This window comes from Stenotrophomonas sp. S49, from assembly GCF_016624905.1.
GTDB lineage: Bacteria > Pseudomonadota > Gammaproteobacteria > Xanthomonadales > Xanthomonadaceae > Stenotrophomonas.
On the sequence record NZ_JACVUD010000009.1, the window covers coordinates 52,674 to 77,954 of the forward strand.

The 25,281-nt window shown below is 67.9% G+C and carries 24 protein-coding genes; 15 read left to right on the forward strand and 9 right to left on the reverse strand.

Going from position 1 to position 25,281, the window contains the following annotated elements; genetic code table 11:
• Nucleotides 1-12 precede the first annotated feature (12 nt).
• The 3 genes from IAE58_RS03515 to IAE58_RS03525 all read left to right on the forward strand — a co-directional run bounded on the left by IAE58_RS03515 (nucleotide 13) and on the right by IAE58_RS03525 (nucleotide 3,697).
• Entirely contained in the window at nucleotides 13-1,710 is a 1,698-nt protein-coding gene (locus IAE58_RS03515; RefSeq protein WP_199933744.1) for a GNAT family N-acyltransferase, read from the forward strand.
• Entirely contained in the window at nucleotides 1,707-2,507 is an 801-nt protein-coding gene (locus IAE58_RS03520; RefSeq protein ID WP_199933743.1) for a UDP-2,3-diacylglucosamine diphosphatase, read from the forward strand. Before IAE58_RS03515 ends, IAE58_RS03520 begins: the two co-directional genes overlap by 4 nt.
• A 161-nt stretch (nucleotides 2,508-2,668) precedes the next feature.
• On the forward strand, nucleotides 2,669-3,697 hold the full coding sequence (locus tag IAE58_RS03525; RefSeq protein ID WP_199933742.1) for a metal-dependent hydrolase: 1,029 nt from the start codon (nucleotides 2,669-2,671) through the stop codon (nucleotides 3,695-3,697).
• Nucleotides 3,698-3,722: 25 nt separating this feature from the next.
• Here IAE58_RS03525 and IAE58_RS03530 read toward each other — a convergent pair whose 3' ends face one another.
• The 4 genes from IAE58_RS03530 to IAE58_RS03545 form a co-directional block, all read right to left on the reverse strand.
• Complete coding sequence (locus tag IAE58_RS03530) at nucleotides 3,723-4,550, reverse strand: class I SAM-dependent methyltransferase (RefSeq protein ID WP_108755440.1); 828 nt, start codon at nucleotides 4,548-4,550, stop codon at nucleotides 3,723-3,725.
• Between the two features lie 193 nt (nucleotides 4,551-4,743).
• A complete protein-coding gene (gene dusB / locus IAE58_RS03535) occupies nucleotides 4,744-5,739 on the reverse strand; it encodes a tRNA dihydrouridine synthase DusB (protein ID WP_108757641.1) in 996 nt (331 codons plus the stop codon).
• 282 nt (nucleotides 5,740-6,021) lie between these two features.
• On the reverse strand, nucleotides 6,022-6,978 hold the full coding sequence (locus IAE58_RS03540) for a ribokinase (RefSeq protein ID WP_108752205.1): 957 nt from the start codon (nucleotides 6,976-6,978) through the stop codon (nucleotides 6,022-6,024).
• Between the two features lie 25 nt (nucleotides 6,979-7,003).
• A complete protein-coding gene (locus IAE58_RS03545) occupies nucleotides 7,004-8,302 on the reverse strand; it encodes a nucleoside transporter C-terminal domain-containing protein (RefSeq protein ID WP_108748564.1) in 1,299 nt (432 codons plus the stop codon).
• Nucleotides 8,303-8,495: 193 nt separating this feature from the next.
• Here IAE58_RS03545 and IAE58_RS03550 point away from each other — a divergent pair, with 193 nt between their 5' ends.
• From IAE58_RS03550 to IAE58_RS03575, 6 genes are all read left to right on the forward strand, one after another.
• Entirely contained in the window at nucleotides 8,496-9,467 is a 972-nt protein-coding gene (locus IAE58_RS03550; protein WP_199933741.1) for an aldo/keto reductase, read from the forward strand.
• A 271-nt stretch (nucleotides 9,468-9,738) separates the two neighbouring features.
• A complete protein-coding gene (locus tag IAE58_RS03555) occupies nucleotides 9,739-9,933 on the forward strand; it encodes a hemin uptake protein HemP (RefSeq protein WP_108748566.1) in 195 nt (64 codons plus the stop codon).
• A 188-nt stretch (nucleotides 9,934-10,121) separates the two neighbouring features.
• Nucleotides 10,122-12,278 carry a TonB-dependent hemoglobin/transferrin/lactoferrin family receptor gene (locus IAE58_RS03560; RefSeq protein ID WP_199933746.1) on the forward strand — a complete coding sequence of 719 codons (2,157 nt, stop codon included), beginning with the start codon at nucleotides 10,122-10,124 and terminating at the stop codon, nucleotides 12,276-12,278.
• Nucleotides 12,279-12,283: 5 nt separating this feature from the next.
• Nucleotides 12,284-12,886 (forward strand): Hemin transport protein, encoded by a 603-nt coding sequence (locus tag IAE58_RS03565; RefSeq protein WP_199933740.1) that lies wholly within the window; start codon nucleotides 12,284-12,286, stop codon nucleotides 12,884-12,886.
• Between the two features lie 84 nt (nucleotides 12,887-12,970).
• Entirely contained in the window at nucleotides 12,971-13,900 is a 930-nt protein-coding gene (locus IAE58_RS03570) for a DUF6607 family protein (RefSeq protein WP_199933739.1), read from the forward strand.
• A 316-nt stretch (nucleotides 13,901-14,216) separates the two neighbouring features.
• The gene (locus tag IAE58_RS03575) at nucleotides 14,217-14,606 is read left to right on the forward strand and encodes a hypothetical protein (protein WP_199933738.1); all 390 of its coding nucleotides are present in this window, start codon (nucleotides 14,217-14,219) and stop codon (nucleotides 14,604-14,606) included.
• A 28-nt stretch (nucleotides 14,607-14,634) separates the two neighbouring features.
• On the opposite strand, the gene IAE58_RS03580 is transcribed toward IAE58_RS03575, so the two are convergent.
• The 4 genes from IAE58_RS03580 to IAE58_RS03595 all read right to left on the reverse strand — a co-directional run bounded on the left by IAE58_RS03580 (nucleotide 14,635) and on the right by IAE58_RS03595 (nucleotide 18,700).
• Nucleotides 14,635-15,120 (reverse strand): hypothetical protein, encoded by a 486-nt coding sequence (locus IAE58_RS03580; RefSeq protein WP_199933737.1) that lies wholly within the window; start codon nucleotides 15,118-15,120, stop codon nucleotides 14,635-14,637.
• A gap of 2 nt (nucleotides 15,121-15,122) precedes the next feature.
• Nucleotides 15,123-15,467 carry a DMT family protein gene (locus tag IAE58_RS03585; RefSeq protein ID WP_108748571.1) on the reverse strand — a complete coding sequence of 115 codons (345 nt, stop codon included), beginning with the start codon at nucleotides 15,465-15,467 and terminating at the stop codon, nucleotides 15,123-15,125.
• Nucleotides 15,468-15,545: 78 nt separating this feature from the next.
• Nucleotides 15,546-18,056 (reverse strand): FtsX-like permease family protein, encoded by a 2,511-nt coding sequence (locus IAE58_RS03590; protein WP_199933736.1) that lies wholly within the window; start codon nucleotides 18,054-18,056, stop codon nucleotides 15,546-15,548.
• On the reverse strand, nucleotides 18,053-18,700 hold the full coding sequence (locus tag IAE58_RS03595) for an ATP-binding cassette domain-containing protein (RefSeq protein WP_199933735.1): 648 nt from the start codon (nucleotides 18,698-18,700) through the stop codon (nucleotides 18,053-18,055). The genes IAE58_RS03590 and IAE58_RS03595 overlap by 4 nt, the downstream gene beginning before the upstream one ends.
• 75 nt (nucleotides 18,701-18,775) lie before the next feature.
• Between IAE58_RS03595 and IAE58_RS03600 the strand changes: the two genes are divergently transcribed.
• The 3 genes from IAE58_RS03600 (at nucleotide 18,776) to IAE58_RS03610 (ending at nucleotide 21,643) form a co-directional block, all read left to right on the forward strand.
• Nucleotides 18,776-19,420: an arylesterase gene (locus IAE58_RS03600; RefSeq protein WP_108752213.1), complete on the forward strand. Its 645-nt coding sequence runs from the start codon at nucleotides 18,776-18,778 to the stop codon at nucleotides 19,418-19,420.
• A gap of 87 nt (nucleotides 19,421-19,507) precedes the next feature.
• The gene (locus tag IAE58_RS03605) at nucleotides 19,508-20,221 is read left to right on the forward strand and encodes a response regulator transcription factor (protein ID WP_002811889.1); all 714 of its coding nucleotides are present in this window, start codon (nucleotides 19,508-19,510) and stop codon (nucleotides 20,219-20,221) included.
• A gap of 150 nt (nucleotides 20,222-20,371) precedes the next feature.
• Nucleotides 20,372-21,643 (forward strand): HAMP domain-containing sensor histidine kinase, encoded by a 1,272-nt coding sequence (locus tag IAE58_RS03610; RefSeq protein WP_199933734.1) that lies wholly within the window; start codon nucleotides 20,372-20,374, stop codon nucleotides 21,641-21,643.
• Nucleotides 21,644-21,770: 127 nt separating this feature from the next.
• Here the strand turns inward: IAE58_RS03610 and IAE58_RS03615 are convergent, their stop codons facing one another.
• A complete protein-coding gene (locus IAE58_RS03615) occupies nucleotides 21,771-22,472 on the reverse strand; it encodes an SGNH/GDSL hydrolase family protein (protein WP_199933733.1) in 702 nt (233 codons plus the stop codon).
• A gap of 213 nt (nucleotides 22,473-22,685) precedes the next feature.
• On the opposite strand from IAE58_RS03615, the gene IAE58_RS03620 reads away from it, so the two are divergent.
• The 3 genes from IAE58_RS03620 (at nucleotide 22,686) to IAE58_RS03630 (ending at nucleotide 25,188) form a co-directional block, all read left to right on the forward strand.
• Nucleotides 22,686-23,081: a diacylglycerol kinase gene (locus IAE58_RS03620; protein ID WP_108751473.1), complete on the forward strand. Its 396-nt coding sequence runs from the start codon at nucleotides 22,686-22,688 to the stop codon at nucleotides 23,079-23,081.
• Nucleotides 23,082-23,115: 34 nt separating this feature from the next.
• Nucleotides 23,116-23,865, forward strand: coding sequence for a TerC family protein (locus IAE58_RS03625; RefSeq protein WP_199933732.1), 750 nt, complete (start codon nucleotides 23,116-23,118; stop codon nucleotides 23,863-23,865).
• A 162-nt stretch (nucleotides 23,866-24,027) separates the two neighbouring features.
• Entirely contained in the window at nucleotides 24,028-25,188 is a 1,161-nt protein-coding gene (locus IAE58_RS03630) for an MFS transporter (RefSeq protein WP_200734973.1), read from the forward strand.
• Nucleotides 25,189-25,281: the final 93 nt, after the last annotated feature.

Here is a 25,281-nt window from a genome sequence, read left to right on the forward strand (position 1 = left end):
CGCGAGCACGCCATGCAGGAACTGCAGCAGCGCCTCCAGCAACGCTTCCCCGAATGGTTCCATGGCCGCCGGGGGCAGCTTGCCCGGCCCCTGCTGCGCGGTATCGGTCGCTGGTCGCGGCTGGACCGCATCGAGGCCTTCCTGCAGCGCAGCCAGGGCCTGCGTGGCTTCGACTTCGTCGCCGCCAGCCTGGATTTCCTGGGCAGCCCCTACCAGCTGGAAGCCGGCGCGCTGGATCGCATTCCGGCGCAGGGGCGGCTGCTGGTCGTGGCCAACCACCCGTCCGGGGCGCTGGACGCGCTAGCCCTGCTGGATGCGGTGGGCCGGGTGCGGCGCGATGTCCGCATCGTGGCCAACGACCTGCTGGGCGCGCTGGCGCCGCTGCAGGAGCTGCTGCTGCCGGTGCGCATGCTGGGCGGCAAGGTGCAGCGCGCCAGTCTGCTGGCGGTGGAACAGGCGCTGGGCGCCGAACAGTGTGTGATCGTGTTCCCCGCCGGTGAAGTGTCGCGGCTGTCGGTGCATGGCATCCGCGATGGGCGCTGGCAGCGTGGCTTCGTCCGTTTCGCCCGCGCATCGTCGGCGCCGGTGCTGCCGGTGCGGGTGCAGGCGCGCAATTCACTGCTGTTCTACAGCGCCTCGGCCTTGTTCAAGCCGGCCGGCACCGCCTTGCTGGCGCGCGAGATGTTCGCCCGCCGCGGACGCCCATTGCGGCTGCAGATCGGCCAGCCGATGCAGCTCGCCCACGGTGATGCCAGCGCCCAGCTGCTGGCCGTGCGGCGCGCGCTGTATGCACTGCGCTGCAGCGACGCGGCCGCGCCGGCGCAGGAACCGCTGGCCGCGCCGCTGCCGCCGGCCGAGGTGGCCCGGGCCGTGGCGACGGCCCAGCTGCTGGGCCAGACCGGTGACGGCAAGCAGATCCTGCTGGCGCGCTGCGCAGCGGGTTGCCCGCTGCTGCTGGAACTGGGGCGCCTGCGCGAACTGACCTTCCGCCGCGTGGGCGAGGGCACCGGTCGCGCGCGTGATCTGGACGCGTTCGACCTGGACTACCAGCACATCGTGATCTGGGATGCGGTGGCGCAGCGCATCGCCGGTGCCTACCGCATCATGCGCGGGGCCCAGGCGCTGGCCCGTCGCGGTCTGGGCGGCCTCTACAGCGCTTCGCTGTTCCGCTATTCCGACGATGCCATTCCACGCATCGCCGAAGGGCTGGAGCTGGGCCGCAGCTTCGTGGTGCCCGAGTACTGGGGCAGCCGCAGCCTGGATTATCTGTGGCAGGGCATTGGTGCCTACCTGCAGTGCCAGCCGGGAATCCGCTACCTGTTCGGCGCGGTGTCCATCAGTGCGGCATTGCCGCGCGATGCACGCGAGCAGCTGGTGGCCTACTACCAGCGCTACCACGGTGGCGCGCAGGGTCTTGTCGAATCGCATCGTCCGTTCCAGTATTTCGCCGCACCGCCCAGCTACGGTGAACTGGACGCAGCTGCAGCCTTCGACGTGCTGAAGGCCAACCTGGCCGCGCTGGGAACGGCGGTGCCGACGTTGTACCGGCAATACACCGAGCTGTGCGAACCCGGTGGTGCCCGCTTCCTGGCCTTCGGCGTCGATCCGGATTTCAGCGATTCCATCGACGGCTTGATCGAGGTGGACCTGCAGGCGATCCGGCCGCACAAGCGCAAGCGCTACCTGCGCGATGCCGGGGTGGTGGCATGAGCGGGGTGGCGCCGCTGCCGCCGCGCCATCGGGCCGTGTTCGTGTCTGACGTGCACCTGGGCTCGCCGCATTGCCACGCCGCAGAACTTGCGCGCTTCCTGGGCCGGTTGCGCTGCGAGAAGCTGTATCTGGTGGGCGACATCATCGACCTGTGGTGGATGGCTCACCGCAGCGCGCGCTGGCGGCAGTCACACAGCGATGTGGTGCAGGCATTGCACGCGCTGCGCAGGGCAGGCACCGACATCATCTACATTCCGGGCAACCACGATGCCACGCTGCGCCAGGTCTGCGGCATGATGCTGCCGGCCATGCAGGTGCGCCGGCGTGCCATCCATGTGACCGCGGACGGCCGTCGCCTGCTGGTGGTGCACGGTGACGACTACGACGGCGTGACCCACTTCGGCGGCCTGCAGGAGCGCTTCGGTGATTGGCTGTACTACCGCATCCTGACCGGCAACCGCCTGTTCAACGCGGTACGTCGCCCGTTGGGACTGCGTTACTGGTCGTTGTCCGAGTTCCTGAAGCGGCGCAGCAGTGCCGCCGAGCGCTACATCCAGCGCTTCGTGCAGGCCGGCCTGGACGACGTGCGCCGGCGGGGGCTGGACGGGATTGTCTGCGGGCACATCCATCGCGCGGCGCTGATCGAACGCGATGGCCTGGTCTATGCCAACGATGGTGACTGGGTGGAAAGCCTGAGTGCGCTGGCCGAAGACCATGACGGCGCCTTGCGCCTGCTCGACCACACCGGCCGGACCCTGGTCGAGCTGCCAGGCGCACGCATTCGACAGGCCGCCTGATGCCGCGCGAGGGGTAGAGTCGACTGTCAGTCGACTGCTCTTCCGTCACATCGCGAAAATCCCGCGCTGCGCGCGATAGTCGACTGACAGTCGACTCTACCGCCGTTCCGCCGTTCCGCCGTACGTCGACCCTGCGCGCGCCTTCGCGCTAGCATCGCGACATGGACTCATTGACCCAGATCGTACTTGGTGGCGCGGTAGCTGCTGCCATCGCGCCGCCCGGCCATCGCCGCGCGGCCCTGTCGGCTGGCGCGGCGCTGGGCACTCTGCCGGACCTGGACGCGCTCTGGCTTGGCTTCACCGCCAGCGACCCGGTGGCGAACATGGTCGAGCACCGCAGCTTCAGCCACTCGCTGCTGGTGCTGCCCTGGGTGGCCGCCGCGATCTGGTGGCTGTTCAAACGCTTCGGCCATGGGCGCGTGGCAGAGTCGCCAGTGCGCTGGTTCTGGGCCATCCAGCTGGCGCTGGTGACCCATCCGCTGCTGGATGCGTTCACTGTCTACGGCACGCAGTTGTGGTGGCCGCTGCAGCCGCATCCTGCGATGGGCTCCAGTGTCTTCATCATCGATCCGGCCTACACGGTGTGGCTGCTGCTGGGCTGCGTGCTGGCCTGGTTCGGTCGCGCGCGGCCGTGGGCCGGCAAGGTGCTGGGCGTGGCGCTGCTGGTCAGCAATGCTTACCTGGGCTGGGGGCTGGTGGCCAAGGCGCAGGTGGACAAGGCCGCGCAGCAGAGCCTGGCCGCGATGGGCCTGGGCGACGCGCCGCGCTTCTCGGTGCCGATGCCGTTCAACACCCTGCTGTGGCGGGTAGTGGCGATGACGCCCAATGGCTACGTCGTGGGCGACCGTTCGTTGTTGGCCGACAGCGGCCCAATGCAGTTCGAAGGGCATGCCTCGAACGTGCAGGCGCTGCGCCAGGCCGCACACCTGCCTGCGGTGCAGCGCCTGCAGTGGTTCAATCGCGGTTTCATGCGCGCGCAGGTGGTGGATGGCACGCTGGTGCTGAGCGATCTGCGCATGGGCCTGGAGCCGGACTACACCTTCAACTTCGCCGTGGCCCGCCAGGCCGACGGACAGTGGCAGCCGATCGTGCCCGAGCAGCGCCGCACCGATTACAGCAGCCCGCAGGCGCGGGCCGCGATGAAGAGTCGGTTGGCAGTGATGTGGCAGCGCATCTGGCACACCCCGTAGATCCACGCCATGCGTGGATGGGTTCTCAATACACTGTGGCGCGGCCCTGCACGAACGAATAGAAGAACACCGCGTTGGGATCGTTCTGCACCAGCCGGAACTCGCGGCGCATGCCTTCCACGGTCTCCTCATCCACCGCACCGGCCTGCAGCAGCTGGTCGGCCGCCGACAGCAGCAGCTGTTCCCAGAACGCGATCATGGTCTTGCGGCGCGCCGGTTCGCGGTTGTCCAGGTGGATGGTCTTGATTTCGGTATGCACGTCGCGGAAGCCGCCGGCCAGCAGCAGGTTGCCCAGCTTGGCGCCGACGAACGGGTCGCCGCCGTGGTCGTACTGGAAGTCGTTGAAGGCCATCCAGTAACGCCAGATGTGCGGCGAATACGGATCGAGCAGGAACGAGGCATTCATCACTTCGGTGATGTACACCGGCGAACCCGGCGCCAGCACGCGGCGGACTTCGCTCAGTACGCGGGCCGGCGAAGGCACGTGCTCCAGCACCCAGCACAGGAAGGCCGAATCGAAGCTGCGCGCCTCGAACGGCAGTTCACCGGCATCGGCCTGCTGCAGGGTGTAGCGGTCGCTGCACCAGGGCGTGCGCGCCAGGTTCTCGCGCGCCGTGGCCAGCTGGGCCTCGCTCAGGTCCACGCCGGTCACGTGCAGGTCGGGGAAACGGCGCAGCAGGATCTCGGTCTGCGCGCCCACGCCGCTGCCCACTTCCAGCAGGCGGCGGGCGCCGCTGTAGTCGATCTGGCCGAAGATGCTTGATTCCAGCAGGCGTGCCTGGGTCATCAGGCGCTGCTGTTCGGTGCCGGAAAAACCGTGCAGATAGGTGGGGGAGGAGATCGGCGGGGTCATGGCGGGCTCGTGTGGCGGTCGAGTTTGCTTGGGAGCGTCGAGCTTGCTCGATGCAGGGCGCGTAGAGTCGAGCTTGCTCGACTATTTTGATAATCAGTCGAGCAAGCTCGACTCTACCAATGCGGTGGTCGAGCAAGCTCGACTCTACAAGTGCGGGCGTCGAGCATGCTCGACGTTGCGAATGGGCTGGCGGTCAGGCGGCTGTGGGCATGGCCGGCTCCCCGGCGATCAGGCGGTCGAAATACTCGGCCGTCAGTGCGATCTGGCTGGCCGGATCTTCGGCGCGGTTCACCACGGCGCGGAAGGCGGCGTTTTCCGGGCGGTCCTTGGCGTACCAGCCCAGGTGCTTGCGGGCGATGCGCACGCCCTGCGGTTCACCGTAGAACGCGTGCAGTGCATGCAGATGGCCCAGCAGGATGTCGCGCACTTCGGCCAGCGACGGCGGCGGCAGTTCCTGGCCTGTGGCCAGATAGTGCGCCACTTCGCGGAAGATCCACGGCCGGCCCTGCGCGGAACGGCCGATCATCACCGCGTCCACCCCGGTCTGCTGCAACACCTGCGCGGCCTTCTGCGGCGAATCGATATCACCATTGGCGATGACCGGAATGCGCAGCGCGGCCTTGATCTCGGCAATGGTGCTGTATTCGGCCTGGCCGGTGTAATGCTGGTCGCGGGTGCGGCCATGCACCGCCAGCGCGGCAATGCCACTGTCCTCGGCAATGCGCGCAATCAGCGGACCATTGCGGTGGTCGCAGTCCCAGCCGGTGCGGATCTTCAGCGTGACCGGCACCGGCACCGCGTTCACCACCGCCTCCAGGATGCGGGCTACCAGCGCCTCGTCGCGCATCAGCGCGGAACCGGCCCAGGCATTGCACACCTTCTTGGCCGGGCAGCCCATGTTGATGTCGATGATCTGCGCGCCGTGGTCGACGTTGTAGCGGGCCGCCTCGGCCAGCTGCTGCGGTTCGGTGCCGGCAATCTGCACGCTGATGGGGGCCGGCTCGCCGTCATGGTCCATGCGGTGGATCGACTTGCGCGTGTTCCAGAAGCGCGGGTCGCTGATGGTCATTTCCGAGGCGGCCAGACCCGCACCCAGCCGTTTGCACAGCAGGCGGAACGGTTTGTCGGTGACGCCGGCCATGGGCGCCAGCACGACGTTGGGGGCAATGGTGTACGGGCCGATCTGCATGTGCCCATTGTAGGGCGCGGGCGGGGCGAAGGCCCGCTGCCAGGGGCGCCCATTCAGGCCGATCCGGACCGAGGTCATGCCGCACCGGAATCAGCAGATGCTTGACGGTTGCTTCCACCGCCCCAAGGGCTGGGCCATGGTGGGCGGCTGGGTCAGGCGCTAACGCCCATCCTCGCATGGCGTGGATCTACTGCCCCTACAGTCCGGTCATGGTGGGCGGCGGGACACAAAAAACCCCGGGCATTCGCACGCCCGGGGTTCTCATTCACGCAGGGCGTGGATTTACACGTCAGCCGGGGTGAAGCGCGGCATGGCCGCGGCCGCGCCTTCCTTTTCGGTGGAACGGCCGGCGAACTGGTTGGCGAAACGCACGTGGCGCGCGAACGGGGCGTCCGGCACCTGGGCGATCGAGGCGGCCAGTGCGCCGTTGAACGCGTCACCGGCACCGGTGGTGTCGATCGCCTGCACCTGTTCGGCACCCACGCGGTAGTAGGGCTGGGTATCGCCGCGCAGCTGCTCGTCGGCATGCGACACGAACACACCCACCGCACCCAGGGTGACCACCACGGTGCCGTTGCCCACCAGCTTGCGGCACAGCGCATGCAGGCTGGCGCCGTCCAGTGCGGCCACATCGTCGGCGTCCACGCGCTCGCCTACGTGGCGGCCGAGCAGGGCGGCGAACTCGGTCTCGTTCGGGGTGATCACATCGGCCAGCTTCAGCAGGCCGATGCTCGAGGGGGCGTCCGCCGGGGCCGCGTTGAGCACGGTGGTCACACCGGCTTCGCGGGCCGCAGCCAGCGCCGCTTCGATGGTCTGCACCGGCGATTCCAGCTGCACCAGCACCACCTTGGCGCCGGCCAGCAGGGCCTGTTGCTGCTGCAGGAAGTCGGTGCTCAGGGCGGCATTGGCGCCGGGGCCGATCACGATGGTGTTGCGGCCACGGGCATCCACGTAGATACCGGCGGTGCCGGTCGGCTCGGCGCTGGCCTCGGCGATCAGGGCAAAGCCGTCCTGCGCGGCCAGGTCACGGGCCATGGCGCCACCGGCGTCGTCGCCCAGCGCGCACAGGAAGTGCGTGTCGGCACCGGCACGGCTGGCGGCAACCGCCTGGTTGAAGCCCTTGCCACCGGGGCCGGTGCTGTAACGGCCGGCAATGGTCGCACCCGGTGCCGGCAGTGCTTCGCACCGCCACACGTGATCGACATTGAAGGAACCGACGACAACGACACTGCTGCTCATAGGGAATCTTTTCTCAAACAGGGGTTCAGCTGAAATGGGTCAGCACGCCGGCGATGGTGGCCGTCATGAAGGTAGCGATGGTACCGCCCAGCACCGCGCGCAGGCCGAACTTGGCCAGGTCGTGGCGACGTTCCGGGGCCAGGCCACCGATGCCACCGATCTGGATGGCGATCGAGCTGAAGTTGGCAAAGCCACACAGCGCATAGGTCGCGATGAGGCGGCCTTCGTCGGACAGGCTCACGCCTGCCACCTGGCCGTTCACGATCTGCGACAGCTCGGTGTAGGCGACGAACTCGTTGATCACGACTTTCTGGCCGATCAGCGAGCCCACCGTGGTGGCGTCGGCCCACGGGGTGCCGATCACCCAGGCGATCGGCGCCAGCACGTAGCCGAAGATGGTGGACAGGTTGGTCGGCTTGCCAATGGCAGCAGCCAGGCCGGTCACATCACCGATCCAGGTCAGCGGGGCGTTCAGCAGGGCGATCAGGGCGATGAAGGCCAGCAGCATGGCGCCGATGTTCAGGGCCAGCTTCAGGCCATCGCCGGCGCCGGCAGCGGCGGCGTCGATGATGTTGCTGGAGGTCTTCTCCACTTCCATCTTCACCGTACCGCGGGTCAGCGGGGTGCCGGTTTCCGGAATCAGCAGCTTGGCCACCACCAGGGTTGCCGGGGCGGCCATGATGCTGGCAGCCAGCAGGTGCTTGGCGTAGAACGCCTGCTGCACCGGGTCGCCACCGCCCAGCATGCCCACGTAGGCCGCCAGCACGCCGCCGGCGATGTGGGCCATGCCGCCGATCATCATGGTCAGCAGTTCGGACTGGGTCATCTTCGGAATGTACGGGCGCACGGTCAGCGGCGCCTCGGTCTGGCCGATGAAGACGCTGGCGCAGACACTGGTGGTTTCCGCGCCGGACACGCGCATCACCTTGGTGATCGACCAGGCCATCACGCGCACGATGCCCTGCATGATGTTCAGGTGGTACATCACGCCCATCAGCGCCGAGAAGAAGATGATGGTCGGCAGCACCTGGAAGGCGAAGATGAAGCCGTAATTCTTGGTGTCCATCAACGAGCCGAAGATGAAGCCCGAGCCTTCGTTGACGAAGCTCAGCACCTTCACGAAGCCCTTGCCCAGGGCATCGAACACGTCACGGCCGCCCGGCACCAGGATCACCAGCGCCGCGAACGCGATCTGCAGGGTGATACCGGTGACGACCAGTTTCCAGTCCACCGCGCGCTTGTTGTTGGAAAACAGCCAGGTGATGCCGATCAGCACCGCCAACCCGAACAGGCCGAAGCCGATCCTGCCCAAACCTTCGACCATGTGGTGACTCCCCTGGGGCGTCGCGAAAAACGGGAAGCCTAGTGCAGGGCAGGGGCCGGAGCAAGGAAAAGCCGCCTGCCGGTTCCCATCGGCACCGAACAAGCCAGCAACGGCAAGGGCTTGGCGGTTGCCGGGACAGGTAGAATGGGGGCTCGATCCCGGCCCGGATGCGGGCCTGCAGCAGGAGATTGTCATGCTCTACCGTCGCCTGGGCTCCACCGGCCTGCCGATTTCCGCCCTGTCCTTCGGCGCCTGGGTGACCTTCGGCGACCAGGTCGCCCGGGACGAGTCGCGCAACCTGGTGGCCGCCGCCTGGGACCATGGCATCAACTTCTTCGACAACGCCGAGGGCTATGCCAACGGCCGCGCCGAGCAGGTGATGGGCGACGTGATTGCCGATCTGCGGCTGCCGCGCGACGGCTACTGCGTGTCCAGCAAGGTGTTCTTCGGCAGTGCCAAGGACCCGCGGCCGACCCAGCGCGGCCTGTCGCGCAAGCATGTGACCGACGCCTGCCACGCCGCGCTCAAGCGCCTGCGGGTGGACTATCTGGACCTTTATTACTGCCACCGCCCGGATCCGGACGCGCCCATCGCCGAGACCGTGCATGCCATGGACACCTTGGTGCGGCAGGGCAAGGTGCTTTACTGGGGCACGTCGGAATGGTCGGCCGCGCAGATCCAGCAGGCGCTGGAAGTGGCCGCGCGGCACAACCTGCAGGGCCCGTCGATGGAACAGCCGCAGTACAACCTGCTGCACCGCGAGCGGGTGGAAGTGGAATACGCCCCGCTGTATGAAGCGCCGGGCCTGGGCACGACCATCTTCTCGCCGCTGGCGTCGGGGCTGTTGAGCGGCAAGTACGACGATGGCATTCCCGCCGACGCGCGCCTGGGCCGTGACGGCATGGGCTGGCTGCACGACCTGGTGCTGGGCGACAACGCTGCCGCGCGCCTGGCCCAGGTTCGCCGCTTCAGCCAGGTCGCCCGCGAGCTGGGGCATCCCCCGGCCAGCCTGGCCATCGCCTGGTGCCTGCGCAACCCGAATGTGTCCAGCGTGATCCTCGGCGCCAGCCGCGTGCCGCAGCTGCTGCAGAACCTGCAGGCGCTGGACGTGCTGGCGCAGATGGACGAGGCCGGCTGGGCACGGGTGGAAGCCGCGTTCGTCTGACGCCTGGGTGGCGCCGGCCCCGCGCGCCACGCCTTTCGTAGAGTCGAGCTTGCTCGACTGCTCCTTCGTTTGCCCTTCGTAGAGTCGAGCTTGCTCGACTGCTCCTGAGCAAGAGCAGTCGAGCAAGCTCGACTCTACCTTATCAATAGTCGCCATCTATTGAATCTAAAAATTCGATAGATAATCTCATCGTCCGAATTGAGAATGGTTGTTGATTGTCAACTGAGAATCATTATCATCTGTCGCGTCCCTCGCACGAGTCCAGACGCTCATGAATGCTCAACCTGTACTGCTGCGCCCCGAAACGCTGACCCTCCGTGACCGCCCGGTGCGTGCCGTTCCGGCCGAAGAGGTCATCGACAGCGAAGCCCTGCTCAAGGGCCGTCGTGAAATCCTGATCCAGCACGGCGACCGTTTCTATCGGCTGCGCCACACCAGCAACGACAAGCTGATCCTGACCAAGTAACGCGGCCCGGTCGCCCGCATCCCTCCCACCTGCCGGCCCGCCGGCAGGGTGGGCGACCCGTCCGCTCCCGCTCTCTCCCCCTCGGCTGTCCGTGCACGTTCTGCGTGCCGGTGGCCGGGGGTTCCCCCTGTGTGCCCGAAGACCCAAGACCGATGACCCGCCAGACCGCCCTGTCGATCGCCCTGTGGATGGCCCTGCCGCTGTCCGCCCATGCCGCCGCCGAAGCCGATGCCGCGCCCGACGCGCGCGAATTTGACCGCGTGCAGGTCACCGCCACGCGCACCGAACGCGCCGTGAGCGATGTGGCCGCCACGGTGGATGTGATCGACCGCGAACAGATGGACCGCCACCTGGTGCAGGACATCCAGGACCTGATCCGCTACGAGCCGGGTCTGTCGGCCAGCCGCAGCGCCACCAGGTTCGGCCTGGGCAGCATCCGCATCCGTGGCCTGGACGGCAACCGCGTGCGCATCCAGACCGATGGCATCGCCATGCCGACCAGCTTCAGCATCGGCTCGTTCTCCAACGCCAACCGCAACTTCACCGATCTGGACACGCTCAAGCGCGTGGAGATCGTGCGCGGCCCGGCCAGTTCGCTGTATGGGTCCGATGCGCTGGGTGGCGTGGTGGCCTTCGTCACCAAGGACCCCACCGATTACCTGAAGGATGGCAAGGACAGCTACGTTGGCCTGAAGTTCGGCTACGACGGTGAATGGCAGGGCCTGCTGGGTGGCATCACCACCGCCTTCGGTGGCGACCGCTGGAGCGGCATGGTCAACATCAACCACCGCCAGGGCCAGGAAACCGACAACCAGGGCGACGTGCGCAGCCGCAACAACACCCGTACCGCGGCCAACCCGCAGGATCGCGACGGTCGCAGCGGCCTGGCCAAGCTGGTGTTCGCGCCCAGCGCGGACCAGCGCTTCCGCCTGACCGTGGAAGGCAACGAGGACAGCACCGATACCGATGTGCTGTCGCTGATCGACCGCACCACCACCACCGGCATGAAGGCGCACGACACCCAGGAACGCACCCGCGTGTCCTTCGCCCATGAAATGGATGCGCTGGACAAGGCCTTCGCCGACAGCCTGCACTGGCAGGTCTACAGCCAGCACAGCGAAACCACCCAGGTTACCGACGAAGACCGTGCCAACCGCACCCGTCGCCACCGCGAGTTCAACTTCGACCAGCAGGTGTACGGCCTGCAGGCGCAGTTCAACAAGGCCTTCAGCACCGGCAACGTGGAACACGCACTGACCTATGGCTTCGAAGGCGCGCGCACCGAGATCCGGCAGAAGCGTGATGGCTACCAGGTGCTGGCCAATGGCCAGGTGACCAGCACGCTGCTGCCCGATGTGTTCCCGGTGCGCGATTTCCCGATCAGCAAGACCACCGAACTGGGCCTGTATGCACAGGACGAAATGCGCATGGCCGGCGGCAAGCTGTCGCTCGTGCCGGGCGTACGCGTGGACCGTTACGAGCTGAAGCCGGCCGTGGATTCGATCTTCGCCCAGGATAACCCCGGCGTTGCCGTCACCAAGCTGGAAAAGACCAGCGTCTCCCCCAAGCTGGGCATGGTCTATCGCTTCAGCGACGCCTGGTCGCTGTTTGCCGGCTACTCGCGCGGCTTCCGCTCGCCGCCGTACAACGACGTCAACCTGGGCTTCACCAACTTCGCCTTCGGCTACACCGCCATTCCCAACCCGGATCTGAAGCCGGAAACCAGCGATGGCGTGGAACTGGGCCTGCGTTTCCTGTCGCCGGCGGCGTACGTCAGCCTGAGTGGCTACTACAACGACTACAAGGATTTCATCGAGTCGCAGTCGCTGGTCGGCACCAACGCGCAGGGCCTGATGGTGTTCCAGTCGCGCAACATCGCCGATGCGCGCATCTACGGCGCCGAACTGAAGGCCGGCGTGGATTTCGGCCAGATCAGCCCCGCGCTGCAGGGCTGGGCGCTGCGCAGCGCGGTGGCCTGGTCGCGCGGTGACAACAAGACCGAAGACACCCCGCTGGATTCGGTGGACCCGATGCGCGGCACGGTCGGCCTGATGTACGACACCGATACCTGGGGCGTCGAGCTGGCCGGCACCTTCGTCAAGCGCAAGGACCGGGTCGCCTCGGCCACGGTCTACCGCCCGGCCGGCTACGGCGTGGCCGACCTGATGGCGCACTGGAACTTCGCTCCGGGCGCCACCTTCAACGTGGGCGTGTTCAACCTGGGTGACAAGCGCTACATCGACTGGTCCAACGTTGGCTCGACCCTGTCGGCCAGCAGCAGCGTGCTGGACCGCTATACCAGCCCCGGCCGCACGCTGTCGGCCAGCCTTGCCGTTTCCTGGTGAATCCCATGAGCCGAGCCCTGTCTGCACGTCGTCTGTCGTCGTCCCTGCCGCGGGTGCCGCTGCAGGTCTGGCCCACGCCGGCGCAGCTGGCCGCGCTCGGCACCGTGTTGTGCCTGTACCACGCCGATGGCAGCGAGATCGGCGGCTGGCGCCAGGCGGTTTCGGTGCACGCCTGCCAGGGCGTGGACAGCGAAGGCCTGCGCGAAAGCCTGTGTTTCCTCGATGCCCGCGGCCGTTGCGTATGGCGCCTGCACCTGCTGCCGGACAGTGATTTCCTGGCTTGGGACCGGCTGGTGGCCGCGTTGCCGTCGGCGCCGCCGCGCGATGCCGATGGCAGCGTGGGCGAACGGCTGTGGCGGCGCCTGGCAGGCCACCTGGGCGGGCAGCGTTGGCGCCTGTGCGCACTGCGCCTGCATGCGGCCGAAGAGGGCCGCACACTGGCCGCCAGCCTGTCCACGCTGTCCTCGCTGGGGGCGGCCACCGCGCGCCGTATCGCCCGCCTGGAAGGCGCAGAGGGCGAACTGGCCATCGATGACTGCTGCTGTGCCGACGCCGCGCGCCGCCCGGCCCCGCGCGCGCCCGACGATCTGCCGCTGGTGCGCCTGTAGGCGCGCGCCCGCTGCAACGCTCCTGATGGAACGACTACCGGCCACGGATGGCCTTTCCAAGAACCGTAGAGCCAAGGACATTCGATGAAGTTGCAGACAGCCAGTGCGATGCTGCTGCTCGCCGCCACCGGCGCAGCCCACGCCCAGCCCTCCGACATCGCCCGCGACCATGCCAGCATCCTGGCCATGCAGGGCGAATACACCGTGGATTTCGCCTTCGACGAAACCGTACTGCTGAAGCCGGGCTACGAACGCGCGCCGGCCATGCGCAGCGGCGGCAACGAAGTGGTGGTGGTGGTGGAAGACAGCCCGAAGCGTGTGGTGCTGCAGCACCTGCTGCTGGATGAAAAGAGCGGCCATGTGACCAAGCACTGGCGGCAGGACTGGGTGTACGAGGCGCCGAACCGTTTCGAGTTCAGCGCCGACCAGACCTGGCAGGTGCGTTCCATCGCGGCCGCGCAGAACCAGGGCGCCTGGACCCAGTGTGTGTACGAAGTGAGCGATGCCCCGCGCTACTGCGGCACGGGGCGCTGGAGCTATGACAACAACGTGGCGACCTGGACCAGCGATCTGAGCTGGCGCCCGTTGCCGCGCCGTGAGTACACCAAGCGCAGCGACTACAACGCGCTGGCGGTGATCAACCGCCACACGCTGACCCCGAACGGCTGGACCCACGAGCAGTTCAACACCAAGGTGCAGCGCAACGCCGATGGCAGCCAGGTGGAAATCGCCCGCGAGTTCGGCTTCAACGACTACATCAAGACCACCGATGTCGATTTCACCCCGGCCCGCGATTACTGGAAGGCCACTGCCGGTTACTGGGGCAAGGTGCGCCAGCGCTGGGACGGCTTCCTCGGCCAGGCCCCGGGCGTGCACCTGAAGACCAAGCTGGATGGCATGGCGATGATCATTCCGCTGTTCACCCAGGCCCAGGACATCCAGGACGGGAAGAAGGTGAAGGACGCGCAGATCGACGAGGTCTTCGCCAAGTACGTGGAAAAAGCCCCCTTGTAGAGTCGAGCCATGCTCGACTGCCTCTTCCGGGCAGCGCATCCACGCGTGGCGTGGATCTACCTCCGCTTCTGGTAGGTGCCGAGCTTGCTCGGCACGCTTCCCTCGCAATCGTGCTTGATGCGCAATGGATTGACGCATCTCGCCACAATGTGTCGGAAAACCCGCTGCGGCTTTCGCCATGCGATAGGGTGGCTGCCCACCCAACGCCTGTTCATTCGATGAAGCGCTCTGCCGTTCAAAGCCGGAGCGAGGACCCCATGGGCAGCGACGTGGTTCGCGTCTTCGCGCTTCCCGTGTTTGAGAATGAGGTCCACTGATGCCGTTGGCAGTACATCGCAGGTTCGAAACCCATCTGTCTGATCCGCAGGTCTACGATCGTCTCGAACAGCATGTCCTCGACCACTTCATGGCGGGAATCGGCGCTGCCAGGCTGCGCGCAGAAGACTTCCGCAGCCCGCATTACAACGTGTTCTTCGCCGATGGTACGAAAGACCGCGAAGCCAACCCCATCTTCTCCGCCAAGCACCTGCCCAGCGGCAACATCATCCGCATCGTCATTTTCGAAAGCCACCCGGTGTACACCGAAGTCCACAACCGGGTAGGGGATGACAATGCCAACGACGAGCTCTGCGTGTTCATCACCCTGTCGGGCTTGGAACGGGCGATGGACCGGACCGTGGCCTGGGCCATCGCGGCCAATCGGTAGATCCACGCCACGCGTGGATGCCCCACACTCAGGATACCGGCCCACCCAACGTGCTCAGGTCCAACCCGGCCTCCTGGAACGCGCGCAGGGTGGCCTGCAGGCTCGCCTCGTCATCGCGCGTGCGCACGCCTTTGATGGCTTCGCGGCAGCGCACGCGGTCGGTGCTGCACGCCGTGCGGTCGGGCAGCAGCAGTGCGGTCTGCGCGACCAGGATCGCCATGTGCGCCACGTCCTTCCTCGGTTTCGGTTGGCCCTGGTAGAACCGGTCGAACTCCACACGCAGCCCGGCCAAGACCTCGGCGTCACTGCGCGTGTGCGCCCCGTCGGCGGTGACCAGATAGGTCGGGTGGCCCTCGTGGTAGGCGCGCACCTCGTCGTCCAGCACCGTTTCCAGCACGAAGGCCTGTACCGGGTCCGGGTCCAGGCCCGGCGCAGTGCGGGCAGATGCGGCCTGCGTCGCCAACAGCAGTGGCACGCCGACCAGAAGCACGCGCAGGCAGAAGCGGTACTTCATTCCTATTCCTTGAACATCAAAAACGCGGCCACCACGATCAGCGCGAATGCGGCCCAGTGGTTCCACTTCAGCGGCTGGTCCAGGTAGAACGCGGAAAACACCGCAAACACCAGCAGGGTGATCACTTCCTGCATGCCCTTCAGCTGCGGCGCTGAATACACCGCGCTGCCGAGGCGGTTGCCCGGCACCTGCAGGCAGTACTCGAAGAAGGCGATGCCCCAGCTGACCATGATGACCAGCATCAGTGGGGCGCTCTTGTACTTCAGGTGCCCGTACCAGGCAAAGGTCATGAACACGTTGCTGGCCACCAGCAACAGCACCGGGTACAGGTAAGCGGTGAACGGCATCGGCGTACGCCCTGTGGGAAAGGTGGCAAGCATACGCAGCGCGGCGTGGACTGCACATCCACGCCGCGCTGCCGGTGCTCAGGCCTCGCGCAGGGCCAGCGCCGGCGGGGTGTGCAGGATCCGCCGGGTACCCCACCAGCCGGCCAGCAGGCTCAGGCCGATGCCCAGCACCCCGCCCAGCAGCAGGCCCGGCCAAGGCGGCAGCAGCGGCAGTTCGAACACCTTCTGCGACACCAGCAGGCCGATCGCCGCCGCCGCACCCACGGCCAGCGTGGCGGCCAGGGTGCCCAGCGCACCGAATTCCACCAGCACCGCGCCGCGCAGCTGGCGGCGGGTGGCGCCCAGGGTGCGCAGTACCGCGCTGTCATAACGCCGCTCGCCTGCGGTGGCCTGCAGCGCCGCCAGCAGCACCAGCACGCCGGCCAGCAGGCTGAACACCATCACCAGCTGCACCGCCTGCGCGACCCGGTTCATCACATCGCGCACCTGCGAGATCACTGCGTCCACATCCAGCAGGGACAGGTTGGGCTGGGCCCGTACCAGCTCACCCAGGCCTGCGGCCTGGCCGGCCGGCAGGTGGAAGGCCGACAGCAGGTTGTGCGGGGTATCGCCCACCGCGTTGGGGTTCAACAGCACGAAGAAGTTCGGCCGGAAGGTGTTCCAGTCGGCCTTGCGGATACTGGTAACGGTGAACTCGCGCTGCTGCTCGCCGACGGCGATGGTGATGCGATCGCCCAGGTGCGCGCCGTAGCGCCGCGCCCAGCCGGTTTCCACCGAGGCCTCCGCCGCGATGCTGTCGGCCTGCCAGAAGCGGCCTTCCAGCAGTGCATTGGCCGGCGGGAAGGTGCTGCGCCAACTGAAGTTCAGCGGGCGGTTCTCGTCGTCGTCTTCGCGCGGGCCGTTGTTCGCCCCGTTGCCTTCGGCGCCGGCCTGGTCCACGCGCAGCGGCGGCTTGCCGTTGATCGCGATCAGGCGGCCGGTGGCCATCGGCTCGATGCTGGCGTCGTCCGCGCCCAGGCCACGCAGGGTGGCCAGCACGCTGTCGCGCTGTTCGGGCTGGATGTTGATCAGGAAGTAATTGGGGGTATCGGCCGGCAGGCGCTCGCGCCACTGCTGCAGCAGGCCCGGTCCGGTCACCGCCAGCAACAGCAGCGCGCACAGCGACAGCGACAGGCCCACCAGCTGCATCACCGCCAGCAGGCGGCGCCGGGTCAGGGCGGCCAGGCCCAGCCGCCAGTTGCCATGCAGGCGGTGCTGCAGGCCGCGCAGCACCTGCAGCAGCACAAAGCCCAGCACGCCGGCAGCCAGCGCCAGCGCGGCCAGCCCGCCCAGCACCCACAGCGCCAGTTTCAGATCGCCGGTTACCTGCACCGCCAACAGCAGGCTGGCGCCCAGCGCGGCCACATAGGCCAGCAGCGAGGCTGGTGGCAGTGCGGCGAACGAGCGGTTCAGCACCCGCATCGGCGGCACCCCGCGCAGGCGCAGCAGCGGCGGCAGGCCGAAGCCGAACAGCAGCAACAGGCCGATGCCGGCGCCGGTCAGTGCCGGGGTGGCTTCAGGCAGCGGCAGGCGCTGCGGCACCAGACTGCCCAGTGCCTGCACCAGGCCTTCCTGTGCGGCCATGCCCAATGCGATGCCCACGGCACAGGCCGGCACCGCCAGCATCAGCAACTGCAGGGCCAGGCCCAGCAGGATGTCGCGCTGGCGTGCGCCCAGGCAGCGCAGCACGGCCACCTGGTCGATGCGGCGCAGGGCGAAGCGGTTGGCGGCCAGGGCGGTGGCCACGCCGGCCAGCAGCACCGCCAGCAGCGCGCTCAGGCCCAGGAAGCGGCCCGCCAGATCGAAGGCCTGGCGTACCCCGCGCTGGGTGTCATCCACGCTCAGCACGCGCATGCCCTTGGTCTGTGGCAGCAGCCACTGCCGGAACGCGGCGATCTGCGCCGGTTCGCCGGCGAACATCAACCGGTAGTTGATGCGGCTGCCGGGGCCGAGCAGGCCAGTCCCGTCCACGTCGGCGCGGTTCACCAGCAGGGTAGGGGACAGCGTCAGCAGGTCGCCACCGGTATCCGGCTCGGCTTCGATGATGCCGGCGATGCGCAGCGTGCCCGCGCCGAATTCCAGATCGTCGCCGGCCTTCAGGCCCAGCGCCTGCAGCAGCCGTGGGTCGGCGTAGGCCTGGCCCTTGGGCGGCATGCCGGCGCGCTCGATCAGCGCCCCGCCCGGGGTGGCACGCACGCGCAGGCTGCCGCGCAGCGGGTAGCCCGCTTCAACCGCCTTGATGCTGGCCATCTGGCTGGCATCGCCCTGGAACAGCACGCTGCCGAAGCCGGCAATGCGGGTGTGGGCCAGGCCGCGCCGCTGCGCTTCTTCGGCGAAGGCCGCGGGCGGGTCGTTGCGGCTGCCCACGCCCAGGTCACCGCCCAGCATTTCCGCGGCACTGCCGGTCAGGGCCAGGTTCACCCGGTTCACCAGGGTGCCCACGGCGGTCATCACCGCCACGCCCAGCACCAGCGCGGCGAACACGGTCAGCAGATCGCCGGCCAGGGCTTCGCGGCGCAGCGCACGCCAGGCATGGCGCAGCAGGTTCATGCGTGCGCCTCGTGGGCGACGTCCTGCAGGCGGCCGTTGTCGATGCGGTGGATGTGCTGGCAGCGCTGCGCCAGGCGCAGATCATGGGTGACCAGCACCAGGGTGGTGCCACTGCTGGCATTGAGTTCGAACAGCAGGTCGCTGATGTGCTGGCCGGTGGCCTGGTCCAGCGAGCCGGTGGGCTCATCGGCGAACAGGATGCGCGGGCGGCTGACGAAGGCGCGGGCCAGGGCCACGCGCTGCTGCTCGCCACCGGACAACTGGCGCGGGTAGTGGCGGCCACGATGGGCCAGGCCCACCGCCTCCAGCACCTGCTGCACGCGGGCCGGGTCCTCGCGGCCGGCCAGTTCCAGCGGCAGGGCCACGTTCTCGGCGGCGGTCAGTGCCGGCAACAGGTGGAAGCTCTGGAACACGAAGCCCACTTCGCGTGCGCGCAGCTGCGCCCGGGCTTCCTCGTCCAGTGCGCCCAGCGCCTGACCGGCCAGGGTGATGCGGCCGTGGCTGGGCAGGTCCAGCCCGGCCAGCAGGCCGAGCAGGGTGGTCTTGCCGGAACCGGAGGCCCCGACAATCGCCACGCTGGTGCCTTCATGTACCGTGAGGGTGATGTTGTCCAGTATGTGGACTTCACCCTCCGGGCCCTGCACAGTCTTGCCGACCTGGTCGACGGCGATGGCGACGGGCGCGCTGCGGGGGGACAGGCTGTCGATGAGGAGACTCCAATGCGCGTTACAGGATGGAGCCGGCAAGCCGGCACGATGATGGTGCTGCTGCTAGGGTTGCTGCTGGCGCCCTTGCTGGCCTGTGCCAAAGGTCCGGGCGGCACCGTGCTGGTGCTGGGCGACAGTCTCAGTGCTGCCCACAATATCCCGGCCGATGCCGGCTGGGTCAGCCTGCTGGACAAGCGGGTCAGGCAGCAGTCGAAAACCCCGCCGCGCATCGTCAATGCCAGCATGAGCGGGGAAACCACCGCCGGCGCGCTCACCCGCCTGCCCGGCCTGCTGGCGCGGGAAACGCCCAGCGTGGTGGTGATCGCCCTGGGCGGCAACGATGCCCTGCGCGGGCTGACCCCGCTGCAGGTGCGCGGCAACCTGGAAAAGATGGTGCAGGCCAGCCAGAAGGCCGGGGCCAAGGTGCTGCTGCTGGGCATCGACGTACCGCCTAACTACGGCCCGGGCTACCGGCAGCGTCTGGCCGCGGTCTACCGGGGCCTGGCCGACCAGTACAAGGTGCCGCTGCTGCCGTTCCTGCTGGAAGGCGTGGCCCTGCAGCCGGGGCTGATGCAGGCCGACGGCCTGCACCCCACCGCCCAGGCGCAGCCGAAGGTACTGGACAACGTGTGGCCGCTGCTCAAACCCCTGCTATGAACCGTTTCCGCGTGACTTGACGGAACTTCACATCGCGTCCACCGTCGATGGGGCATGTTTCACAAAGCTGAAGACAGAGGGAATCACATGCGTCAGACGAAGGAGACTTCCGGCTTGGTGCTGGTGGTCGAGGACAACCGCAACATCTCCGAGATGATCGGCGAGTACCTGGAAGGCCGTGGCTTCGAGGTGGATTACGCGCAGGATGGCCTGGACGGCTACCGTCTGGCTGCCGAGAACAGCTACGACGTAGTCGTGCTGGACCTGATGCTGCCGCGCCTGGACGGCATCGAGGTATGCCGCCGCCTGCGCAACGATGCACGCAAGTCGACGCCGGTGCTGATGCTGACCGCGCGCGACACCCTGGACGACAAGCTGACCGGCCTGGGCTTTGGTGCAGACGATTACCTGACCAAGCCGTTCGCCATCCAGGAACTGGAAGCCCGCTTGCGCGCGCTGATCCGCCGCGAGCGCCGCCAGGTGGGTTCGGAAGTGCTGAAGGTGGCCGACCTGGTGCTCGACCCGGTCAGCATGCGCGCCACCCGCGCCGGTACCGAACTGCAGCTTTCGCCGATCGGTCTTCGCCTGCTGACCATCCTGATGCGCGAATCGCCGCGCGTGGTCACCCGCCAGGAAATCGAGCGCGAGATCTGGGGCAACGGCCTGCCCGATTCGGACACGCTGCGCAGCCATCTGTACAACCTGCGCAAGATCATCGACAAGCCGTTCGACCGCCCGCTGCTGCACACCGTGCAGAGCGCCGGTTACCGCATCGCCGATATCGCCCAGCCGATGGCCTGATCGGTGCTGGCGCAGGCACAGACCCGCCCCGGCCCTGGCCGGGGCCCGGGGCAGCGGGCGGGCAGCCTGTTGCCAGTGTGGTCACCGTCCGTGCACGACCGTGGCACGTGGCGCTGCCTATAATCGCAGCGCTTCGACCGGGACCCCGCAATGCCGCACGGCCTGCCGCGCAAGATCCGCATCGTTTTCATCCTGCAGGCCGTGCTGGCCAGCCTGGGCATCCTGCTGGGTGCCTGGCTGGTCGCGCTGGTGATCAAGCACAGCCTGGTGGGCGCGGCCCTGCGCGAAGAGGCGTCCTACTACTGGACCCTGTACGCGGCTTCGCCGGCACAACCGCCGCCCAACACCCAGAACATCCGCGGCTACCTGCTGGAACGCGGTCAGTCCAGCCTGTCGCTGCCGGCCAACCTGCGCGCGCTGGAGCCGGGCTTCCACGAACTGCCCGGCGATGACCAGCTGGTGCTGGTGGACGCACGGCCCGAGGGGCGCCTGTACCTGGTGTTCCTGCGTTCGCGCGCGGAAATGCTGGCGTTCTGGTTCGGCATCGTGCCGGTGCTGCTGACCCTGCTGGCCGTGTACGGCGCCAGCTGGGTGACCTACCGTGCCTCCAAACGCCTGGTCTCGCCGGTGAACTGGCTGGCCCGGCGCGTCTCGCGCTGGGACCCGGGGCATCCGGAAGCGGCCGACCTGGAGCCGGACAAGCTGCCGGCGGACATGCAGGGCGAGACCGGGCAATTGGCCGCAGCGCTGCATTCGCTGGCCACCCGGGTCAGCGACCACGTGGCCCGCGAGCGCAACTTCACCCGTGATGCCAGCCACGAACTGCGCACGCCGCTGACGGTGATCCGCGTGGCCAGTGACATGGCGCTGGCCGACGACGGCCTGGAACCGCGCCTGCGCCGCAGCCTGCAGCGCATCCAGCGCGCCGGGCGGGACATGGAAGCGGTGATCGACGCATTCCTGATCCTGGCCCGCGAGGCCGACATCGAACCGCAGATCGAACTGTTCGATGTGAATGACGTGGTGCGCTACGAAGTGGACAACGCGCGCGAACTGCTGGGCAACCGCCCGGTCAGCATCGCCCTGCACAGTGCCGGACCGGTGCAGCTGCATGCCCCGCCGCGGGTGCTGCAGGTGGTGGTCAGCAACCTGGTGCGCAATGCCTGCAACTACACCGACGAAGGGCGCATCGACGTGGATGTGCAGGCCGACCGGGTAGTGGTGCGCGATACCGGCATCGGTATGTCCGAAGAGGCGTTGGCGCGGGCGTTCGAGCCGTTCTACCGCGCCGAACCGGACCGCCCGCAGGGCACCGGCCTGGGCCTGTCGATCGTGCGCCGCCTGTGTGATCGCTTCGGCTGGAAAGTCAGCCTGGCCAGTGAGCCGGGCAAGGGCACCGAAGCGACCGTGGTGTTCCGTTGACCCCGGACCGGGGTCGGATCCCGCTGCCACGCAACGGGCTCTGACCCCACGCCCGATCCCGGTAGAGCCACGCCATGCGTGGATGGGGCGACGGTAGCGCCGGGCCATGCCCGGCGTCCGCAATGGCTCAGTTGCAGTTGACCTTCGGCGCCAGCGCCTTGGTCCAGATCGCGTACCCGGCCGGGGTCATGTGCAGCATGTCCTCGCGGAACAGCTTCGCATCGGGCTGGCCATCGGCACCCAGCATGGGGGTGTAGATGTCGGTGTAACCGGTGTTGGGCAGCTTCGCCAGCGCGGCCTTGATCTGCGCGTTGGCCTCGTTGATCGCCGGCAGCAGGTGCGCACGCGACGGGCTGGGCTTGATCGACAGGTATTCCACCTTCGTCTTCGGCAGGTCGCGGTGCACGCGCTGCACGAAGGCCACCACGTCGTCGCGCACCTGGCTGGCGCTGCGGCCGCTGTTCAGATCATTGTCGCCGGCATAGAAGAACACCTTGCACGGCGCATACGGCACCACGATGCGGTCGGCGTACCAGGTGCTGTCGCGCACTTCCGAACCGCCGAAGCCGCGGTTGAACACCGGCTGGGTGGGGAAGTCGCGGGCCAGGGTGTCCCACATGCGGATGGACGAGCTGCCGATGAACTCGATGCCACCGCGCGGCGGCGGCGAGGTACGGTCGGTCTGGGCGAAGGCGGCCATGTCGCCGGCCCAGGCCACGTTGGACACCTGGTCAGGCACGGACGGCGCTGCCGGCGGGCTGAGCGCCTGCGCCAGCGGTGCGGCAGTCAGCAGGCCCAGCATCAGCAGGCAGGTACGGCGACGGGTCATCGGGCTCTCCAGCGCAACAATAAGGGCGTTCATCATAGGAGCTGGGCCGGCAGGCCGCTTGTCCCTGTCAGGTGGCGCACGGCCGGGGCCGGGGTGCCACGGCGGCCCTTGTGGCAAAATGGGCGCCATCTGCCCCTCCTTGTGCCTTCATGATCTCCTGCCGTGCGTCTGAGCGGTCGCTGCGCCGCGCCCCTGTTGCTGGATTCCTCGCCTGTGGCTGACAACTTCGGCCACATGCCCCGCGGCCCGCGCCGCATCTTCCAGGCCGCACGCTGGTCCTGGCAGGGCCTGCGCGCCGCCTGGCTGCACGAATCCTCGTTCCGCCTGGAGGTCTACCTGCTGGTGCTGCTGGCGCCGTTGGCGCTGTGGCTGGGCCAGACCCCGGTGGAGCGCGCGCTGCTGATCGGCTCGATGCTGCTGGTGCTGGCCATGGAGCTGGCCAATTCGGCCATCGAGGCGGTGATCGAGCGCTATGGCCCGGAGATCCACGAGCTGGCCGGCCGCGCCAAGGACATGGGTTCGGCGGCGGTGTTCGTGCTGATGATGAACGTATTGCTGTGCTGGGCCCTGGTCGTGGTGCCGCACCTGTTGGCCGGCACCTACGGCTGACCCCCCCCATTCCCCACTGCCTTGAAGAGTTTCCATGTCCTTTGAGTTCCTCGCCGACCCCAATGCCTGGGTAACCCTGTTCACCCTGAGCGCGCTGGAAATCGTGCTCGGCATCGACAACCTGGTGTTCATCTCCATCGCCGTCAGCAAGCTGCCGGAAGAGCGCCGCCCGTTCGCCCGCAAGCTCGGCATCGCCGTGGCCTGCATCACCCGCATCCTGCTGCTGGTGTCGCTGGCCTACCTGGCGCACATGTCGGCCAACCTGTTCAACGTGGCCGGCATGGGCATTTCCATCCGCGACCTGGTGCTGATCGTCGGTGGCCTGTTCCTGATCATCAAGGGCTACCTGGAGATCAAGGAACTGATCACCGGTGGCGACGATGAAAACCCTGCCACCAGCAAGGCTTCGGGCGTGTTCGGCATGGTCATCCTGCAGATCGCGATCATCGACATCGTGTTCTCGCTGGACTCGGTCATCACGGCGGTCGGCATTGCCGACCACATTCCGGTGATGGTGGCCGCGATCCTGCTGTCGGTGCTGGTGATGTTGCTGGCCGCCAACCCGCTGGGCCGCTTCATCGACGCCAACCCGACCGTGAAGATGCTGGCGCTGGCCTTCATCCTGCTGATCGGCGCGGTGCTGATCCTGGACGGCCTGGACGTGCACGTGCCCAAGCCCTACATCTACGCCGCGATGGGCTTCTCGGTGCTGGTGGAGTGGCTGAACCTGCTGATGCGCCGCCGCGCACGCGAACACCACGTGCCGGGCGCCGGCGACTGGTAAGCGCGTTTCCTGGAACCCCCGGCCTGGCCGGGGGTTCTGCGTTCTGGGGAATCTGTGAACCGGGGTCAACACTGTTTCCCCGCCACGGGGCTTAATCCGGCCGGGCAAAGCGCGCACCCTGTGCGCATCTTTTCACAGGCCTGCCCCACGCAGGAAACGCCCATGAACTCCAGAGCCGCCTTGCTGGCCCTTGCCGTCGGCGCCTTCGCCATCGGCACCACCGAATTCGCCCCCATGGGCCTGCTGCCGGTCATCGCCGACGGCGTGGGCGTGGGCATTCCCACTGCCGGCATGCTGATCACCGCCTACGCGGTGGGCGTGATGCTGGGCGCGCCGGTGATGACCCTGCTGATGGGGCGCTTCGGCAAGCGCACCGCGCTGATGCTGCTGATGTCGATCTTCGTGGTCGGCAACCTGCTGTCGGCGCTGGCGCCGAACTATGGGCTGCTGCTGTTGTCGCGGCTGGTCACCAGCCTCAACCACGGCGCGTTCTTCGGCATCGGCGCGGTGGTGGCCGCCAGCCTGGTGCCGAAGGACAAGCAGGCCGCGGCCGTGGCCACCATGTTCATGGGCCTGACCATCGCCAACATCGGCGGCGTGCCGCTGGCCACCTGGGCCGGGCAGCAGCTGGGCTGGCGCCTGTCCTTTGCCGGTACGGCGGTGCTGGGCGTGGTGGCGATCACCGCGCTGGGCCTGGCCCTGCCGGCTTCGGCGCCGGGCCCGCGCCCGGACGTGCGCCGTGAGCTGAAGGCGATCCTGCAGCCGCAGGTGCTGCTGGCGATGGCGACCACGGTGCTGGGCGCCGGTGCGATGTTCACCCTGTACACCTATGTGGCGCCGGTGCTGACCGAGCTGACCGGTGCCTCCAATGCATTCATCGCGGTGTCGCTGGCGCTGGTGGGCATCGGCTTCACCGTGGGCAATGGCATTGGCGGCCGTCTGGCCGACTGGTCGCTGGACGGCGCCACGCGCATCCTGCTGGCGGTGCTGGCCCTGTTGATGCTGGTGCTGCCGCTGGCGTTCATGAGCCACGCCACCGCTGCGGTGGGGCTGCTGTTGTTCGGTGCGGCCACCTTCGCGATCGTGCCGCCGCTGCAGATCCGGGTGATGCAGGCGGCGACCGAGGCGCCGGGCCTGGCCTCGTCCATCAACGTGGGCGCGTTCAACCTGGGCAATGCGCTGGGGGCTGCGCTGGGCGGGGCGGTGATCAGCCTGGGCCTGGGCTATGCGGCCATTCCGGTGGCCGGTGGTCTGCTGGCGGCTGCCGCGCTGGTGCTGGCGTGGTGGGGGCGGGTGCGCGCCCCGGCCGCCGAAGCCTGCTGAGGGGGTGGGTGCGGGGGCGGGGGGCGGCCCCCGCGGCCCCCCACCCCGGTCTACCCGGTTTCAGGCCTGGCTGGTCTGGCCGTAGGTATCCAG

Coding starts and splice junctions, on each gene's coding strand:
- IAE58_RS03590 (WP_199933736.1), bottom strand. CDS start 18,056: ATGAACCTGCTGCGCCATGCCTGGCGTGCGCTGCGCCGCGAAGCCCTG.
- dusB (WP_108757641.1), bottom strand. CDS start 5,739: ATGCAGATCGGCCCGTACACCATTGCCCCCAACGTCGTGCTGGCGCCC.
- IAE58_RS03530 (WP_108755440.1), bottom strand. CDS start 4,550: ATGACCCCGCCGATCTCCTCCCCCACCTATCTGCACGGTTTTTCCGGC.
- IAE58_RS03545 (WP_108748564.1), bottom strand. CDS start 8,302: ATGGTCGAAGGTTTGGGCAGGATCGGCTTCGGCCTGTTCGGGTTGGCG.
- IAE58_RS03520 (WP_199933743.1), top strand. CDS start 1,707: ATGAGCGGGGTGGCGCCGCTGCCGCCGCGCCATCGGGCCGTGTTCGTG.
- IAE58_RS03585 (WP_108748571.1), bottom strand. CDS start 15,467: ATGCCGTTCACCGCTTACCTGTACCCGGTGCTGTTGCTGGTGGCCAGC.
- IAE58_RS03610 (WP_199933734.1), top strand. CDS start 20,372: ATGCCGCACGGCCTGCCGCGCAAGATCCGCATCGTTTTCATCCTGCAG.
- IAE58_RS03565 (WP_199933740.1), top strand. CDS start 12,284: ATGAGCCGAGCCCTGTCTGCACGTCGTCTGTCGTCGTCCCTGCCGCGG.
- IAE58_RS03570 (WP_199933739.1), top strand. CDS start 12,971: ATGAAGTTGCAGACAGCCAGTGCGATGCTGCTGCTCGCCGCCACCGGC.
- IAE58_RS03600 (WP_108752213.1), top strand. CDS start 18,776: ATGCGCGTTACAGGATGGAGCCGGCAAGCCGGCACGATGATGGTGCTG.
- IAE58_RS03615 (WP_199933733.1), bottom strand. CDS start 22,472: ATGACCCGTCGCCGTACCTGCCTGCTGATGCTGGGCCTGCTGACTGCC.
- IAE58_RS03630 (WP_200734973.1), top strand. CDS start 24,028: ATGAACTCCAGAGCCGCCTTGCTGGCCCTTGCCGTCGGCGCCTTCGCC.
- IAE58_RS03540 (WP_108752205.1), bottom strand. CDS start 6,978: ATGAGCAGCAGTGTCGTTGTCGTCGGTTCCTTCAATGTCGATCACGTG.
- IAE58_RS03515 (WP_199933744.1), top strand. CDS start 13: ATGCAGGAACTGCAGCAGCGCCTCCAGCAACGCTTCCCCGAATGGTTC.
- IAE58_RS03550 (WP_199933741.1), top strand. CDS start 8,496: ATGCTCTACCGTCGCCTGGGCTCCACCGGCCTGCCGATTTCCGCCCTG.
- IAE58_RS03580 (WP_199933737.1), bottom strand. CDS start 15,120: ATGAAGTACCGCTTCTGCCTGCGCGTGCTTCTGGTCGGCGTGCCACTG.
- IAE58_RS03605 (WP_002811889.1), top strand. CDS start 19,508: ATGCGTCAGACGAAGGAGACTTCCGGCTTGGTGCTGGTGGTCGAGGAC.
- IAE58_RS03525 (WP_199933742.1), top strand. CDS start 2,669: ATGGACTCATTGACCCAGATCGTACTTGGTGGCGCGGTAGCTGCTGCC.
- IAE58_RS03575 (WP_199933738.1), top strand. CDS start 14,217: ATGCCGTTGGCAGTACATCGCAGGTTCGAAACCCATCTGTCTGATCCG.
- IAE58_RS03555 (WP_108748566.1), top strand. CDS start 9,739: ATGAATGCTCAACCTGTACTGCTGCGCCCCGAAACGCTGACCCTCCGT.
- IAE58_RS03560 (WP_199933746.1), top strand. CDS start 10,122: ATGGCCCTGCCGCTGTCCGCCCATGCCGCCGCCGAAGCCGATGCCGCG.
- IAE58_RS03625 (WP_199933732.1), top strand. CDS start 23,116: ATGTCCTTTGAGTTCCTCGCCGACCCCAATGCCTGGGTAACCCTGTTC.